19 protein-coding genes are annotated in these 15,953 nt (G+C 44.1%); 8 read left to right on the top strand and 11 right to left on the bottom strand.

Annotated elements, in window-relative coordinates; all coding sequences use genetic code 11:
• The 4 genes from NKI27_RS15665 to NKI27_RS15650 all read right to left on the bottom strand — a co-directional run bounded on the left by NKI27_RS15665 (nt 1) and on the right by NKI27_RS15650 (nt 2,086).
• Nucleotides 1–693 carry an ABC transporter ATP-binding protein gene (locus NKI27_RS15665; protein ID WP_265049536.1) on the bottom strand — a complete coding sequence of 231 codons (693 nt, stop codon included), beginning with the start codon at nt 691–693 and terminating at the stop codon, nt 1–3.
• 69 nt (nt 694–762) lie between these two features.
• Nucleotides 763–1,323 (bottom strand): DUF2796 domain-containing protein, encoded by a 561-nt coding sequence (locus tag NKI27_RS15660; protein ID WP_265046975.1) that lies wholly within the window; start codon nt 1,321–1,323, stop codon nt 763–765.
• Between the two features lie 122 nt (nt 1,324–1,445).
• Nucleotides 1,446–1,730, bottom strand: a complete 285-nt coding sequence (locus NKI27_RS15655; protein ID WP_265046974.1) for a hypothetical protein — start codon at nt 1,728–1,730, stop codon at nt 1,446–1,448.
• Nucleotides 1,730–2,086 carry a YibL family ribosome-associated protein gene (locus tag NKI27_RS15650; protein ID WP_265046973.1) on the bottom strand — a complete coding sequence of 119 codons (357 nt, stop codon included), beginning with the start codon at nt 2,084–2,086 and terminating at the stop codon, nt 1,730–1,732. Before NKI27_RS15650 ends, NKI27_RS15655 begins: the two co-directional genes overlap by 1 nt.
• Before the next feature lie 245 nt (nt 2,087–2,331).
• Here NKI27_RS15650 and NKI27_RS15645 point away from each other — a divergent pair, with 245 nt between their 5' ends.
• Nucleotides 2,332–2,805, top strand: a complete 474-nt coding sequence (locus NKI27_RS15645) for a YehS family protein (protein WP_265046972.1) — start codon at nt 2,332–2,334, stop codon at nt 2,803–2,805.
• Nucleotides 2,806–2,912: 107 nt separating this feature from the next.
• Here NKI27_RS15645 and NKI27_RS15640 read toward each other — a convergent pair whose 3' ends face one another.
• Together NKI27_RS15640 and miaA are read right to left on the bottom strand one after the other, a co-directional pair.
• Entirely contained in the window at nt 2,913–3,308 is a 396-nt protein-coding gene (locus NKI27_RS15640) for a hypothetical protein (RefSeq protein WP_265046971.1), read from the bottom strand.
• Nucleotides 3,302–4,231 carry a tRNA (adenosine(37)-N6)-dimethylallyltransferase MiaA gene (gene miaA, locus NKI27_RS15635; RefSeq protein WP_265046970.1) on the bottom strand — a complete coding sequence of 310 codons (930 nt, stop codon included), beginning with the start codon at nt 4,229–4,231 and terminating at the stop codon, nt 3,302–3,304. The genes NKI27_RS15640 and miaA overlap by 7 nt, the downstream gene beginning before the upstream one ends.
• Before the next feature lie 144 nt (nt 4,232–4,375).
• On the opposite strand from miaA, the gene NKI27_RS15630 reads away from it, so the two are divergent.
• The 4 genes from NKI27_RS15630 to tmpT all read left to right on the top strand — a co-directional run bounded on the left by NKI27_RS15630 (nt 4,376) and on the right by tmpT (nt 6,631).
• Nucleotides 4,376–4,711, top strand: coding sequence for a hypothetical protein (locus NKI27_RS15630; protein ID WP_265046969.1), 336 nt, complete (start codon nt 4,376–4,378; stop codon nt 4,709–4,711).
• Between the two features lie 325 nt (nt 4,712–5,036).
• Entirely contained in the window at nt 5,037–5,378 is a 342-nt protein-coding gene (locus NKI27_RS15625; RefSeq protein ID WP_265046968.1) for a DUF805 domain-containing protein, read from the top strand.
• Nucleotides 5,379–5,453: 75 nt separating this feature from the next.
• Complete coding sequence (locus NKI27_RS15620; RefSeq protein ID WP_265046967.1) at nt 5,454–5,897, top strand: TM2 domain-containing protein; 444 nt, start codon at nt 5,454–5,456, stop codon at nt 5,895–5,897.
• 101 nt (nt 5,898–5,998) lie between these two features.
• Nucleotides 5,999–6,631, top strand: a complete 633-nt coding sequence (tmpT, locus tag NKI27_RS15615; protein WP_265046966.1) for a thiopurine S-methyltransferase — start codon at nt 5,999–6,001, stop codon at nt 6,629–6,631.
• A gap of 47 nt (nt 6,632–6,678) precedes the next feature.
• Here the strand turns inward: tmpT and NKI27_RS15610 are convergent, their stop codons facing one another.
• From NKI27_RS15610 to NKI27_RS15600, 3 genes are all read right to left on the bottom strand, one after another.
• Nucleotides 6,679–7,341, bottom strand: coding sequence for a carbonic anhydrase (locus tag NKI27_RS15610; RefSeq protein WP_265046965.1), 663 nt, complete (start codon nt 7,339–7,341; stop codon nt 6,679–6,681).
• A gap of 102 nt (nt 7,342–7,443) precedes the next feature.
• Nucleotides 7,444–9,249 (bottom strand): sodium-extruding oxaloacetate decarboxylase subunit alpha, encoded by a 1,806-nt coding sequence (gene oadA / locus NKI27_RS15605; RefSeq protein ID WP_265046964.1) that lies wholly within the window; start codon nt 9,247–9,249, stop codon nt 7,444–7,446.
• A 58-nt stretch (nt 9,250–9,307) separates the two neighbouring features.
• Complete coding sequence (locus NKI27_RS15600; RefSeq protein ID WP_265046963.1) at nt 9,308–10,723, bottom strand: acetyl-CoA carboxylase biotin carboxylase subunit; 1,416 nt, start codon at nt 10,721–10,723, stop codon at nt 9,308–9,310.
• Between the two features lie 140 nt (nt 10,724–10,863).
• Here NKI27_RS15600 and NKI27_RS15595 point away from each other — a divergent pair, with 140 nt between their 5' ends.
• Nucleotides 10,864–11,817: a LysR family transcriptional regulator gene (locus tag NKI27_RS15595; protein ID WP_265046962.1), complete on the top strand. Its 954-nt coding sequence runs from the start codon at nt 10,864–10,866 to the stop codon at nt 11,815–11,817.
• 10 nt (nt 11,818–11,827) lie between these two features.
• Nucleotides 11,828–12,547: an SIMPL domain-containing protein gene (locus NKI27_RS15590; protein WP_265046961.1), complete on the top strand. Its 720-nt coding sequence runs from the start codon at nt 11,828–11,830 to the stop codon at nt 12,545–12,547.
• A 61-nt stretch (nt 12,548–12,608) separates the two neighbouring features.
• Here NKI27_RS15590 and NKI27_RS15585 read toward each other — a convergent pair whose 3' ends face one another.
• The gene (locus NKI27_RS15585) at nt 12,609–13,811 is read right to left on the bottom strand and encodes a serine hydrolase domain-containing protein (RefSeq protein WP_265046960.1); all 1,203 of its coding nucleotides are present in this window, start codon (nt 13,809–13,811) and stop codon (nt 12,609–12,611) included.
• 227 nt (nt 13,812–14,038) lie between these two features.
• Here NKI27_RS15585 and rrtA point away from each other — a divergent pair, with 227 nt between their 5' ends.
• Entirely contained in the window at nt 14,039–14,623 is a 585-nt protein-coding gene (rrtA, locus tag NKI27_RS15580; RefSeq protein WP_265046959.1) for a rhombosortase, read from the top strand.
• 75 nt (nt 14,624–14,698) lie between these two features.
• On the opposite strand, the gene NKI27_RS15575 is transcribed toward rrtA, so the two are convergent.
• A complete protein-coding gene (locus tag NKI27_RS15575) occupies nt 14,699–15,898 on the bottom strand; it encodes an OmpA family protein (RefSeq protein ID WP_265046958.1) in 1,200 nt (399 codons plus the stop codon).
• Between the last annotated feature and the right edge of the window lie 55 nt (nt 15,899–15,953).

Raw genomic sequence — 15,953 nt, 5'->3', positions numbered from 1 at the left:
TTATAACCTCTTGCTTGAAAGGTTGATTTTGCTGAGTTCAATCTGCTGATCAAATAACGGTGACAGCGTATCGTCATGACTCACGAACAGCAGCGTGCTCTTTTCTCTGTTGCATTCTTGGAACAGTAAATTAATAAAAGACTCGCGTGCGTCGGTATCAAGAGCAGAGGAAGGCTCGTCTGCTATCACCAATTCGGGTTGGCCGATTAACGCTCTGGCGGCGGCAACCCGTTGTTGCTGGCCAATACTCAACTCAGCAACAGGGCGGTTAATCAGGTCATTGCCCAGTTGAAGATCGCTCAATAGACGATGAGCTTCTGCATTTAGGCTGGGTGAGTGGGTGAGCGCTTTGTTCTTTCGACGTTTTGAAAAGTGGCAGGGTAGGCAGACGTTTTCAGTGACCGATAGGTAAGGCAGCAAGTTGAACATTTGGAAAATATATCCCATATGATCCGCTCGAAAATGGTCCCTCTGACGCCCTTTTATGTGATTAATGTTCTGGCCTAGTACTTTAACGTCGCCACTGTCTGGCAAGCTTACACCTGCAATAAGCCCTAATAGTGTCGACTTTCCGGTGCCGCTTGGCCCTTTGAGAAAAACCTTATCGCCTTTCTCAATCGAGAAACGCTCAATATCAATAACAGAGGTTGAAGACCCAGGCCAGCGAAACTTAACCTGATTAAGCTCAATGATCGGCATGTTGTGTGACTCCTTGAGCTACCACAACAGGTGCGAATATCGACCTGTTGTGGCAGTTAATCTTTAAAAATTGATGATGGATTGCTGTGCAGTTAACTCGGCAGCGAACTGACGTTTGTCTGTCATGATCTGTGCATCAATTTCTTCTGTTAAGGGGAATAATGTGAAAACCTGTACATCGATGCTTTTTAGTGCAGAGGGATTATTGCAGGCGAATTGATAGCTGACGGTTATGTCTGAATGGCTATCGTGATCTTCAGTGTGTTCCGTTAACGCTGATTCTATTTCTACCGATGTTTGGGCACATTGAGCGTTAGGGGGAAAGCTAAAAAGCATGGGGCCTTGTCTTAAGGTAATAAGCGCTTTATCAGCCATTTTCTTTTCTTCTAGGGTGTTTGGGGTGTGCTCAAAGCCGATAAGGTTAGCGGCAGGTGATTCAAGCATGAGTTGGACGTTGTTATCCTCCTGCACAATACTTAGCGTGGCGTGCCCATGATTGTGAGCGCCATGTTCACGGTGCTCGTGATGATCCTCGTGGTCAGATGCATAGAGTGAGGGTGCCGATATTAAGCTAACCAACATAAAAAAGGCGAAAGGTGTCTGTATAGACGATACGTGCTTCATGAAATTATTCCTGGTGATGACGATGTTGTTGTGTAATCTTCAACGTTAAATGACAGCATCAGACAAACGCCGCTCTAGGCACTAAACCTAATTTGAAGCGTTATTGATCTGAAATTAGTGACTTAAACCAGGGGAGGGGCGCGGCTCGAATAGTCAGGCCATAGCGCGATGGGGTACGCAGGGGTTGGCCGTGATGTTTCGAAAACAGCGCAGTTTATTGCGGTGTTTACTAATGTTGCGTCACTGATCGTGACTGGCGGGGTATTACCAGAAATACAAATGCTACAGTGCTCGCCATGATCTAAGGCGAGCGCTGCTTCGATATTATGGCTTAAACCAATACCTACACATATTAATACTAATGTGAGGGTAAGGGCGTTTTGCCACTGTCGCATTTGTTTCAGCATCAAAAAGCCTTAGAGGCAAACCCTGTTACTTCATCAATGCCAATCTCACGACCAATGGCCGTTAGCGGATGAACAACAACTAGCCCTCTTACAGACTTTTTCAGCTTGCCCATGTCGGCTTGCTCCGCTTTTGTGAGAGGGCGGCTAAACGCCATCGCCTTGATTTTGGCACTTTTTCCGCTTATTTCGTTGGCCTGAGCGCCTTTCATTGATTCGATTTGTTTGGTGAGTGCTGCGATTTCTTGACGACTTTGAGCAATGATCTCTTGATCGAAACGTTTTTCAGCGGCAACAAACTTACGACGAGTTTTGTCTAGTTTAATATTAAGTTGCTGTAGTTCTTGCTTTAAATTCATGTTGTTACCTTAAAGTGTTCAATTCTGAGCTGTCAATATGGTTTCATTATACAATAACTTGCTATTAATAAGTGGGTTGTCTGAGGTAATGTTTTCGATCTGATATCAAATCGCCTCAGCCGCGAACCGAAACTCATTAGCGCGTTTTAATAGAGAAAAGATCGTTGTAAACCTGCTAAAATAGAAACCATTAACTCGGCAGTTAGTCATTGGGACACGACTGCACACTGTATCAGGGCTTATTTGTGACCAATAACGATATTTTGCGTCGTCTACGTTTTACCTTAGACCTTAATGAACCAAAAATAGTGGCTATATTTGCCTTGGCCGACCATAAGGTCACAGGAAACCAAGTCACACGATGGTTAAAAAAAGAAGATGATCCAGCTTACGTAGAGTGCACTGATGTCGAGTTTGCGACGTTTCTAAATGGTTTGATTACTGATAAGCGGGGTAAGAAAGAAGGGCCAGCACCGGTACCTGAGAAACGTTTAAACAACAACATTATCTTCAGAAAATTAAAGATAGCACTCAACCTTCAAAGTGATGACGTATTGGCCATTATGGATTTAGCTGACTTGAGGATGAGTAAGCATGAACTGAGTGCATTCTTCCGTAAGCCGGGTCATCAGCATTATCGCGACTGTCTCGATCAGGTAATGCGTAACTTCTTGATGGGCTTGCAGCTCAAGTTTCGTCCTGATTCAGGTTCGAAGTAATCGTGTTTACAATGTAGGTCGGGTTTTAACCCGACGCTGAGGTGATTACCAGTGCTGCCGGTTTGCCATTTAATCCGTAAAGCTATAAGCATTTGACGGCTAAAGGTTTACTCTACCTCTTTAAATTCAAGCCGCTCCAACTCTGATACCGCGACTTGCTGCCCTGTAATACTCGTAAACGTTCTACCTCTTAGGTCCTTTTTATATGCCTGATAGTGATCAATACCACCCGTTTGCGGGTTGACGATCTTAATATCGTACAACCGGTGGTCATCTCGCCAGTCTAAAAAAAGCATCACCGTACCCGTCAGCAACGTAAGCGATAACACACCGATTGCGATAAATTTTATGTTCGCCTGAGATTCACTTTCTGACTCGGGTTGGATGGTGATGGTATGCGTTGTTTTGCTGCCGATTGATTGTTGATCTAATGATTTTTTGTACCTGATAAACACCACTGCACCAACAATGATTAAAACGGTAATAAGTATTTTTGTTAGCATGAGGCAATGACCTCTAGGGCTTCTTTATGCGGATCTGCTTGGCCGTCTAGCCAATGAATAGTCGTGCCCTTGCGTTCCATACGACGAAACCACTTTTCTTGCTGTTTAGAAAACGTGTGGATGGCTGAGTTGAGTTTTTGAAACATATCGTTCTTGTTTAATTCGCCTTTAAGATAAGATGCGACAAAACGATACTCTAAGCCGTAAAAATGTAGTGACTCCCAACTGACGCCTTCTTTGTGAAGACGTTCGACTTCTTCAATCAAACCATTATCCATTCGTTGCTTGAGGCGCTTAGTGATACGCTGTTTTAAAACAGCGCGATCCCACTTAATACCAAAAATAAGTGGGTTTATAGTGGGTAAATCAACGGAAGGTTTTTGAGATCTGGTCTCAGCTTCTGCTATTTCTAGCGCCCTCACCAAGCGCTCACGGTCTAATATATCGGTGGTATTATGGAGGTTAGGGTTGAGTGTTTTTAAGCGATTAATTAACGCTTCATCACTCTGAGAGGCAAGCGTTTCTCTTAACGCGGTATTAATAGGCACTTCAGTAAACTGATACTGGCATAACACCGACTCTAAATACAGTCCAGTACCGCCGACTAAAAATGGTAGATGATGCTTTTTTTGAATGACTGAAAATGCATCACAGAATCGTTTCTGAAATTCAAAAACATTAAACTCATAGCCAGGGTCAACAATATCGATTAAATGATAAGGCGTGGCCCCATATTCGTCTAAGTCTTTACCGCTACCAATATCCATTCCTCTGTATACTTGTCGAGAATCGGCTGAAATAATCTCACCTTTAAACTGCTTCGCGAGCTTCACGCCGAGTGACGTTTTACCGGATGCGGTGGGGCCGAGAACAACGATTAGATTGAATGGATGCTGAGAGATGGTGCTCACCTGTGTGTTCATGTTTTGATATAGTTTATATGAACGATAGTTTAACGCGTTCCGCTTTGGGTTGTCTTGGGTATTTATGCCAATTAATAAGGGGGAACGTGATATTATTTGCAATTATAATGATGAGAACTCATACCTAAGGTGGAGCGCCCAGAAATGAAAATCGCGACTAAAGCTGCACTATTCTCAGCTGTTGTCTTTCCTGGAGCGGGTTATTTTGTGGTTAAAAGAAGGGGACGTGGTGTTGTGGTATTAACGATCAGCATCGTTGGCCTCGCGATGCTGATGGTTGAGGCTTATATTAAAGCTCAAATTATTGCAGAGAAAATCGTTCGCGGAGTGATCCCTGTTGATATTCAGGTGATTAGAGATCAGCTCGTCTTAGCAAAAGGGGTTCTAAGCCCTGAAACCGCAATGGGTATTTCTTTAACCATTGGTGCTGTCTGGATATTTAGCATTGTTGATGGGTATAGGATAGGTCGTGCCCCATAGGTAGGGGATGTGGGTAATGAAGACAGGTACTGATAGTCAATCGAGTGGCCCGATGATGCAGTGAATGCAGGATATTATTAATATTTACCAACCTTTATGTGATATTTCTATTGCTTTTGAAATGCGTTGATACAAATGTGCATTATCATGAGATATCATAGCGGCCGTAAATCATTATCATCACCCTGAATTGTGCATTTATTGATCTATCTTTAATAATATAATCATAGCGGGTGAGATTTAGACTCATTCAAACGTCAGAAGCATTTAACGGGTTTGATTTGCGTTCGTTTAATTAAGCTTCTATTTTAATAGGAAAAAAATAATGGAATATTTCTTAGGTGCGTTCAAAAAATATGCAGACTTTTCTGGTCGAGCGCGGCGTAAAGAGTACTGGATGTACTTCCTGTTCTATATGATATTTTATATTGGTTTAGCCATTATAGATGGTGTAGTAGGAACGATGCTTCTTGCGTTTATTTTCTCATTAGTCATGCTGATCCCAAGCATTAGTATTGCGACTAGACGCCTTCATGATACTGGCCGATCAGGCTGGTGGCAGTTAATTGCGCTTATTCCGATAGTGGGCGCCATCGTATTGATAATATTTTTAGTACAAGACAGCCATGGTGAAAATTCTTACGGACCCAACCCTAAGCAAGCGTAGCACTATTGCACTAGGTAACGAGCAGTTTTGCTTTAGATATCATTTTTAAAAATTAAGCTTATGGAGAAATAGGCTATGAAGGGTAAGATTCTTGAGTTTAACGAAGAAAGCCGAAAGGGTGTTATTTCTGGTGATGATGGAAAACGTTATGCGTTAGATATCAGCGAGTGGAAAGGGGCGACTATCCCTAGAGCCGGAAACAAAATTGATTTTTCTGCTAATGGTGAAAATGCTGAAGCGGTATACGCTGATGCTAATATGACAAATGGTGCTTCTAAAAAGATTGCAGCAGCCTTGTTTGCATTTTTTCTGGGTGGATTTGGCGCACATAAATTTTATTTAGGCTATAACAAGCAAGGCGTGATAATGCTTGTTACATTTATATTGGGCTTTATATTGCTCGGTATACCGTCAATGATTATCGGCATCATTGCGTTCATTGAGTTTATTCTCTATCTCGTAAAATCAGATGAAGATTTCGAGCAAACCTATGTTGTAGGCAACAAACCCTGGTTTTAAGTTTGCGGTAATGGGTGCAGAATAATATTTTATGCCATGTAAGGGCAGGCCTGTATGCCTGCCCTTTTCTTTTTAAGAAACCAGAGACAGTGGGGGGCAGTATGGATGCGCCATTTTGGCATGAGAAATGGGATCGAGGGGAGATTGCGTTTCATGAGGGACAAGCCAATTGTTTGCTTGTTAAGCACTTTGGCGCGTTGACGTTAGCGCAAGGTAGTCGAGTGTTTGTACCGTTATGTGGTAAGACTAGAGACATCGCATGGCTTTTAACGCAAGGTTATGAGGTCGTAGGTGCTGAGTTGAGTGAACTAGCGGTTAAAGCGCTTTTTGAAGACCTAGGTGTTGCCCCTGACATATCTCAAATAGGCGAGTTAACGCATTACTGTAGTGATAATATCGATATTTTCGTAGGCGACATTTTTTTACTATCAGCCGAAACACTTAAGCCGGTGGATGCCATTTATGACCGGGCGGCTTTGGTGGCATTACCCGAAGCGATGCGGCAGCAATACGCCTCGCACCTTATCGAAATAACGTCTAAGGCGCCTCAATTGGTGATTACTTTTGAGTATGACCAACCGCTATTGCCAGGGCCTCCTTTTTCGGTGAGCACCGAAGAAGTGAAGCAGCATTACTCGGCTACTTATGTGGCGAGCTTGCTAGAGAGCAAAAATGTACCGGGTGGGCTCAAGCGAAAAGTGGCTGCGACTGAGTCTGTTTGGTTGTTGCGGTAGCTAGAGGGGGGATTCGCCACCTGTTTGCGGTGGCGACTGTGTTGCTACTAACTCTTTAGGTTACGGATTACATCCGCGTATTGCTCATCAAACTCTCTGAATTGGGTATCGTTATGGTCACAGCAACGAATACTTCCACTTTCAATATCATAAATCCATCCATGAATGTGAGCTTTACCTGTGGCTAGTTTTGCTGCAACAGCAGGGTGAGTTCGGATGTGTTGAACCTGCTGAAGCACATTTTCTTCAATGGCTTCGTTTAGGTGTTCAGGCCCTACGCATTGGTCATATGGAATGTCATTACGTTCACGTACGATCTCCATGGCGGATCGGCAGTGACCAAGCCATTCTTTAACGTGGGGCAGGCCGGTTAGTGCATTCAAGTCTAGTGCGCCTTTGATGGCGCCACAGTCGGTATGGCCGCAGATAATAATATGTCGAACGCCTAATAGCGCCACTGCGTATTCAATCGATGCGGTCATGCCTCCGGTTTCGTTACTGTGCGGCGGGATGATATTGCCAGCATTGCGGCAAATAAATAAATCGCCCGGGTCAGAGCCCGTGAGCAGGTTAGGGTCTATGCGAGAATCGGAGCAGGTTATAAACAAAACATCGGGGTTTTGTCCTCCCGCTAAAGTTCCAAATAGGTCTTTACATGTTGGGTATATGTTTTGACGGAAGTTAAGTACGCCATTTACTATCTTTTCCACTGTCTTGCTCCCTAAAACAAATATTCAATTCAGCATTGTGTTTTATTACACCCATATACTTGCAGATGAACTGTGCAAGTATATGGGTGTATTGCGCTGGTGTTAACTAATTTCAACTAATACTTCACCGGGCGTTACTCGATCGCCCTTTTTAACATGAATAGCATCGACAGTACCGGCTATATTGGCATGTATTTCGGTTTCCATTTTCATCGCTTCAGCGATTAAAATAGCTTGTCCTGCCTCAACACTATCGCCTTCTTTAACTAATACTTCCACAATATTACCTGGCATCGTGGTGCTGACATGTCCGGGCTCACTGGCGTGTTTTCGACCACTATCTCCCGCTGATACGAATTCATTTAACGGCTCAAATATCACCTCTTCTGGCATGCCATCCATAGACAAATAAAGCTTTCGCTTACCCGCACCATGATCACCGATACCGGTTATTGCAATATCATACAGCTCGCCATGCACATCAATTTTAAATTCAGAGGCGCGCGCTTGAGTGAGCTTTGTAGCGTTGTCGCTTTCTAGCGGTTGTAGCGCTTCTGGTTTTAGGGTGCCATCTGCTCGCTGCTGTAAAAACTCCCGCCCTAGGTCGGGAAACATCGCGTAGGTGAGAATGTCTTCTTCTGACTTTGCAAGCTTTCCAATGTCGGCTTGCAGGCTGCTTAGCTCGGGCTTTAGTTGATCTGCTGGCCGCCCTGTATCAACCTCTTCGTTGCCTATCGCGCTTTTTAATAGTTGTTCATCTACTTTGGCTGGGGCTGCACCATAACCGCCTTGTAGGTAGCGTTTAACTTCGTTGGTGATAGTTTTATAACGCTGTCCCGCGAGTACGTTATACACTGCTTGTGTGCCCACAATCTGTGAGGTTGGTGTTACTAGGGGAGGGTAGCCAAGATCTTTACGTACACGAGGGATCTCATCAAATACTTCTTGTATTCTATCGAGTGCATTCTGCTCTTTCAGTTGATTCGCCAAGTTAGACATCATGCCGCCTGGCACTTGGTTGATCTGTACTGATACATCTTCGCGGGTAAATTCACTTTCAAACTGATGGTACTTTTTGCGCACTTCTCGAAAGTAGTCAGCGACTTCGCTTAGCTTTTCGAGGTCTAACCCTGTGTCGTATGGGGTGTCTTTTAGAGCCGCTACTTGCGTTTCGGTTGCAGGGTGACTGGTGCCGTTTGCGAATGAAGAAATAGCGGTATCAATCCGACTTGCACCGGCTTCTATCGCTTTAAGCTGGCATAAAGGCGCGAGGCCTGCTGTGGAGTGGCTGTGAACAACGATAGGTAAATCTATTTTTGCGTTTAGCGCTTTTACTAGATCATAGGTCGCGTAAGGGGTTAAAAGCCCTGCCATGTCTTTTATCGCAATAGAGTCAGCCCCCATATTTTGCATGGCGAGCGCTTGCGCTACAAATAATTCAGACGTATGCACTGGGCTTGTGGTGTAGCAGATGGTCCCTTGAGCATGCTTGCCTGCCTTTTTGACGGCTCTCATTGCGACTTCAAGGTTTCGCACGTCATTTAACGCATCGAATACGCGGAAGACATCGATCCCATTTTTAGCCGCCTTTGCGACAAACGCTTCAACAACGTCGTCGGCATAATGACGATAACCGAGTAAATTCTGGCCTCTAAGTAGCATTTGTAGGCGGGTATTCGGTAGTGCTGCACGCAATTTTCGCAGACGTTCCCATGGGTCCTCTTTAAGGAATCGAACACACGCATCAAAGGTTGCCCCGCCCCAGACTTCTAGAGACCAGTAGCCTATTTGATCGAGTGTTTCGCATATCGGCAGCATGTCTTCGGTACGCATGCGGGTTGCGATTAATGATTGATGAGCATCTCGCAGAGTGACATCGGTTACTTCAACTTTCTGAGCATTGGTCATTGTTTGTTTCTCCTACACAGCAGTTGCTGCAAGTAGTGGCAATCGGTTAAATCGAGTTCTACCAGCCTGCGTGAGCCGCAATCGCCGCGGCTAATGCTAGCGCTATTTCGCTCGGGTGCCGTTTATCTGAGTAGTTCAATAGTTCTGGATGATTTGGCACAAAGCTAGTGTTAAAGTTGGGTTGCTGGAAGTCTGGGTGTTTTAGAATCTGGCGGTAGTAGCTTGCGGTGGTTTTAACCCCATGCAAACGCATATCATCCAGTGCCCGCTCACCTCGTGCGACGACTTCTTCCCAAGTGAGTGCCCAGACCACAAGTTTGAGGCACATGGAGTCGTAATAGGGGGGGATTTCATATCCTGTATAAATAGCGGTATCGACGCGCACACCTGGCCCACCGGGTGCATAATAATGAGAAATGCGGCCAAAGCTTGGTAGAAAATCATTCTTTGGGTCTTCGGCGTTAATACGAAATTGCAGTGCATAGCCTCGGTAAGCAATGTCTTCTTGGCGATAGCTCAGCGTTAAACCTGAGGCAATGCGTAATTGCTCGCGTACAATATCGACACCTGTGATTTGTTCAGTAATTGTGTGCTCGACCTGAACCCGAGTGTTCATCTCCATGAAGTAGACTTCGTTGCCGGTTAGCAAAAATTCAACCGTGCCTGCATTTTCATAATTAACCGCGGCGGCAGCTTTAACGGCCAATCCGCCAATATATAAACGCTGTTCTGGAGTGAGTTGTGGGCTAGGGGCTATCTCAATCAGTTTTTGGTTGCGGCGTTGAATTGAACAGTCACGTTCGTATAGATGTACAACGTTGCCGTGACTGTCTGCCAATATTTGAACTTCAATATGTTTAGGGTCAACGATGCACTTTTCCATAAATACTTCAGCAGAGCCAAACGCTTTAGTGGCTTCTGAAATAACGCGTGGATATTGCTGCGTTAATTCTTCTGCTGTGTCGCATCGACGAATACCTCGACCACCGCCGCCAGAGGTTGCTTTGACCATGACCGGATAGCCAATCTGCTCTGCTAGCGTTAATGCTTCTTCAATACCCGATAAGTTCCCGTCTGAACCCGGCGTGATCGGAACGCCTGCCGCGCGCATTGAGTCGCGAGCCTGAGTTTTATCCCCCATTTTATGAATAACGTCTGAACTTGGGCCTACAAAAACCAGGTTATTTTGTTCGCATAGTCTAGCGAACTCAGGGTTTTCAGAGAGGAAACCATAACCAGGGTGAATGGCATCGCAACCTGTTTCTAACGCTAGGTTCACAATGCGTAAAGGGTCAAGGTAGCCTGCTAAAGGGTCTTCGCCTAATGAATAGGCTTCGTCGGCGCGTTTTACATGTAGCGCATAACGATCGGGCTCGGTATAAATTGCCATTGAGCGTATTCCCATCTCTGCGCAGGCACGGATGATACGTACAGCAATTTCGCCTCGGTTAGCAATAAGTACTTTTTTTAACATTTAATCCTCCTCGGCCCTGCGACTAATTGCCTGTAGGGTTTAGGTGTATCCTAGTTGCTGATACTGATAAGTAAAAATTGATTTTTTTTAGTTTATCTATAAGGTATTACTTATATGTAGGTCAATATAGGCTCAACGTCATGCCATTATCTAATAAGCAAATGATCAGTCGCCTCACTTTTCGTCAGTTGCAGGTGTTTAATGCGGTATTTGAACTGAAGAGTTACAGCAAGGCGGGTGAGAGGTTAGGGCTAACCCAGCCAGCCGTGAGTAGCCAGATACGGCAATTAGAACACGCACTTGATCAACCTCTTTTTGAATATATTGGCAGGCGGTTATTTTGTACGGCCGCGGGAGAGCGACTCGCGCTGAGTGTTGAGAAAATATTTCTTGAGTTGAGGGTAATACATACCGATTTAGCGGCATTAGGCGGCAAGGTTGCGGGTGAGCTAAGGCTGGTTGCGGTTAACACGGCTCAGTATGTTGTACCTTATTTGCTGCGAGCGTTTCTCGATTTGCATCCTCAAATTAATGTGAGCGTAAAGGTTGTTAATCGTGCGACGGCCCTGCAGCGACTGCATGAGAATAGTGATGATCTCGTTGTTATGGGCATGGTGCCGACTGATAAATCACTCAATGCGCTGCCGTTTTTAGATAATGAGCTAGTACCTGTAGTGCCTGAAGGGCACCCATTACTTAAAAAAGACAGTGTTACTGCTCAAGCGTTTCTTGATAGTCGGTTATTAATGCGCGAATCCGGTTCTGGTAGTCGACTTGCGCTAGAATTGCATTGCCATCTAAAACGACTGCGTGTACAACCGGGTATTGAGCTAGGGTCAAATGATGCTGTAAAGCATGCTGTTATGGCGGGGTTAGGTGTTGCTGTATTGCCTTTACTCAGTATTTTGCCTGAACTGGAATTAGGTAAATTAAAGGTCGTAAATATTGCGGGGTTTCCGTTGCGGCGGAGTTGGAGTGTGGTGTATCCACAAGCAAAGCACCCAACACCTGTAATGCGGGCTTTTCTTGACTATGTTCAACAGAGTATAAAACAGTTTGATCAAATGTTTATGAGTTTAAAATCAATTAATTAAGGGGGCTTTAGTGCAGCAATACAATAAGGTAAGTGCGTTTATATTGGGGATGTTTATTTTTATGGGGCTGGCGTCACTAGGTTACCTGCTAGGGAGTGCCGCAATAGAATATAAACAGTTTGACCGAAGTGTGACGGTAAAAGGTTTATCTGAGCGAGAGTTTAAGGCAGATATTGTGATCTGGCCGATTCAGTTTACGGCTGCAGGGAATGACTTAGAATCGTTATATGTTTCTATAGAAGATAGCACCTTAAAAATTAAGGATTTTCTTGGCAGCAGTGGCATAAATATAGAAGAAATCACATTTTCATCTCCGTCCATTACGGATAAATCTGCGCAGCAATATGGTGGCAATGCGAGACCTGAATTTCGCTACTCTGCCATTCAAACAGTTACGGTATATTCTGAAAATATTGAAACCGTTATCAAGGTTATGGGGTCGTTATCTACATTAGGCAAGCAAGGTATCGTGTTTAGTGGGGGGAATTATCAATCACAAACAGAGTATCTGTTCACGCGTTTGAATGAAGTTAAGCCAGAAATGATTGAAGAAGCGACCCGAAAGGCGAGAGAAGTGGCGACGAAGTTTGCGTCAGACTCCGATAGTAAGCTCGGCAAAATTAAAAAGGCGTCACAGGGGCAGTTTAGTATCAATGCGAGAGATAAAAATAACCCGCATATTAAAAAGCTGAGAGTGGTCTCAACCGTCGAATACTACTTATCTGATTAATTATAAGTTCTGGGTTTAATAGTAAAGGGAGGGATGATCTCCCCTTTACTATTAAACAGTGCTATAACGAAGCGGCAATAGCCCTAAAGAATTCAACAGTTTCAGTGGTTGATTCGAAGTTATTATCCATGAAGTTGATGTTGGCGGAGTTTTTAACAATCACCACGCCTAATTTTTGATTCACATAGATATACTGGCCATAAATCCCCAATGCCATGAACTCCTGGTCGGCATTTTCTGGAATCCACCATTGATAGCCATACCCTAAATCCATTTCTGAGCTATCTCGTTTACCTGGTATCAAATGCGGAGCATCGGGTGTAGTTGATTCTGTAACCCAGTTCGCAGGAATTATTTGTTTACCGTTCCATTGGCCATTATCAAGATATAGCTTGCCAAATCGTGCGTAATCTCGCGTTCTTAAATTTAGCCCACCTAATACCATCGGTTGATTTTGTGAGTCTATGATGTATTGCGCACTGGCTTCGGTGCCAATCTTGGACCATAACTTATCATTGAAGTAGTCAGCAATTTCACGGCCTGTAGCGCTGCGTAGTACCATGCCTAAAACATGTGTGTCTATGCTGACATAGTGGAGGTAAACGCCTTGCTCTCGTTCTTTCTCAAGAGAGGCTGCGAACTCGTCAAGTGATCCGCCTAGCGCCATGGTTCTTCCAAAGCGATTAATGTCAGAATTAAATCGACCGTAATCCTCATCAAACCGTACGCCGCTAGACATTTGTAGAACATTTTTAATTGACACACCATCATAGCCAGTGCCTTTTAACTCGGGTACATACTGGGTAACAGGGTCTTGCAGGTTGGTAATATGACCTTCAGCAACAGCAACGCCAAAAATGGCTGATAGAAATGACTTAGCGGTAGACCATGAGATTCTTTGGTCATTCTCGGTTGTGCCAAGGTAGTAGTTCTCAAATGTGATGTCATTGTTTTTTAGCACGAGTAGGGCTGTGGTATTAGTGTTATTTAAAAATGTCTTGGCGTCTCTATTCTCACCCTTGTAAGGGTATTGTGTTGGAAGCGGTTGAGGGGCATGACCGAATGTGTGAAGGGGGGCGGTTTTTTCAATTTCGACAGTTTCAAATATAGAACTCATGTTTGAAAAGTTATCGACTATCACGTCTTCGTTGAAGAGCGTTAGGGTGTGATAGACTTTTTTGACGGTGGATAAATTGAGCGCGATTAACAGCGCAAGTACTGCTGCTACAATTGCGAGCGTGGAAAGTGCTATTTTTTTTGTCATTAAGTTGAGCCTTTGTATGTTGGGGCTCCTTTTAGTTGGGAGCCTATCTAAGTCTATATTTATATTATAGTTATTGATCATTAAATTTTGGTCGAGATGATATCATCGCGCTTTGACAATGAATATAATCACCTTCTTTGATGCTAAGGGTTATAAGTAGTAATGGGATGCCATAGCCAATTTGAACATAAATTTCACGTCTAAATTTCCACTGAGTTGAGAAGAACATGAGAATACTACAAGTCGGGCTCAAGCAGGCGGCTACCATATTGTTGGTGCTTTTGTTGCCGGCTATTTTTATTGAAGGCTTAGATCATTTTAATTTATTTGATGCTCGCTATCATCGCGGTGCGATAGTAGGGGGAGAGTGGTGGCGACTGCTAACGGGTCATCTCGATCATATAGGTTGGGTTCACCTGTTAATGAACGGCCTTTGCCTCGCGTTGCTATTGGCTTTATTTAGGCCTCTGGGTCGACCTGTTCGGACACTTTTTTTATGGTTACTCGCTTCGCTTTTGATTAGTTTGATGATGTGGTTTTTAAGTCCGGGTATCAGTTGGTATGTGGGGCTTTCGGCTAGTTTATATGCGCTCGTGGTTTATGCTCTGGCAACGGATACTAGTTATCCCGTTATTTTTCGTATTGTTGCGCTAGGTTTAACCGCGTTTAAAGTAGGTGTAGAGCAGGTGAACGGGGATGCTTCTTTTATGTCTGACTTTATTTCAGGGCCTGTGGCGGTTGATTCCCATCTTTATGGCGTGATTGCGGGTGTTGTTTTGATTTTAATAATGAGATTTAGAGTATTTAGATAGGTAGGGATTTAATTGGCTTTTAAGGTTGGTAATAAGGGTACAGCAGACGCTGCCCCCTTATTTGCTAACCGTATGTTACTTCGTTGTAGTCGCTTCAATTACAGCGTGAACTCTACGGTTCTGCTTGCGGCCTTCAGCAGTGCTGTTGTCAGCTATTGGCTTTTCTTCACCGTAACCGATTGCAGAAACTCTTGAGCTTTCTATGCCGTAGTCTTCTACTAAGATTTTAGCAATAGATTTAGCACGCTTTTCAGAAAGGTACTGATTGTATTTAGCGTCACCTGAACTATCCGTGTGGCCTTCGATAGTTACTTTGGTCGCAGGGTATGACTTCATAAATACAGAAAGCTCATCAATCTCAGACTTCGCGTTACTAGGCACGATTGATGAATTATTAGGGAAGTTTACGTTTAGTGTTTGGGTAACGGTAGTTGTGATGGCTAATGCACACCCTTTGCTATCAACTTTTGCTTCTGCTGGTGTGTTAGGGCACTGATCGGCACCATCTACAACACCATCACCATCAGCGTCTAGTTCACAGCCTTTGGCATCTACAGTTCTTCCTGCTGGTGTGTTAGGGCAGTTATCTAAGCTATCTTCTATGCCGTCTTTATCACCATCTCTTGGTGCTACAACAATCGCACAGCCTACGCTATCAACGTCTGTACCTGCAGCCGTGTTAGGGCATTGGTCTTTGCTGTCTAATACGCCATCGCCATCTGTATCATAATCAACGTCTTCAGCTTCGCTCGATGAGCTGCCGCCAAATAGATACACTAAACCGAAGTTAATAAGTGCGTCTTTGTTATTTGAATCATTACCGTAAAACATGCGAGCTTCTGCACGCAACGATAGGTTTTCAGTTATATGACGTTTAAAACCTGCGCCTGCGTTATAGCTGGTTTCATCATCATTCTCAGAGCCTGGCATATCCATGTCCATGTTACCAATACCTGCTAGGACATAGGGCTGAACGGTGTCGTCATCGTTCAAGTGGTAGATAGCATCAACATGGTAAAGGGTGCCATCAATGTCTTGGCCTGTGGTATTAGACTCTGTTTTTAGAATACCGTAAGAGGCTTCAGTAGAAAATCGGTTGTTAAATTGATAACCCGCTGCAAACGATGCGGTAGGGGCGTTGTCTGTATTGCGGTTATCATCAAGTAGAAAGTAACCTATTGACGGAAATATATAGAAGCCGCTATCAAGCTCGTCTGCGTTTACTGAAGGTACTGTGGCAGCTAACAAGGCGATGCCAGAAAGAAGTTTTTTCATCGGTTAGTCTCTTTTTTATGTGGATGTATTTTTATCTTAATGCTTGCTCCATTGT

This window comes from Alkalimarinus alittae, assembly GCF_026016465.1.
Lineage (GTDB): Bacteria > Pseudomonadota > Gammaproteobacteria > Pseudomonadales > Oleiphilaceae > Alkalimarinus > Alkalimarinus alittae.
Note: the sequence above shows the minus strand (reverse complement) of the source record. Positions and strands in the feature narration are given on the sequence as shown.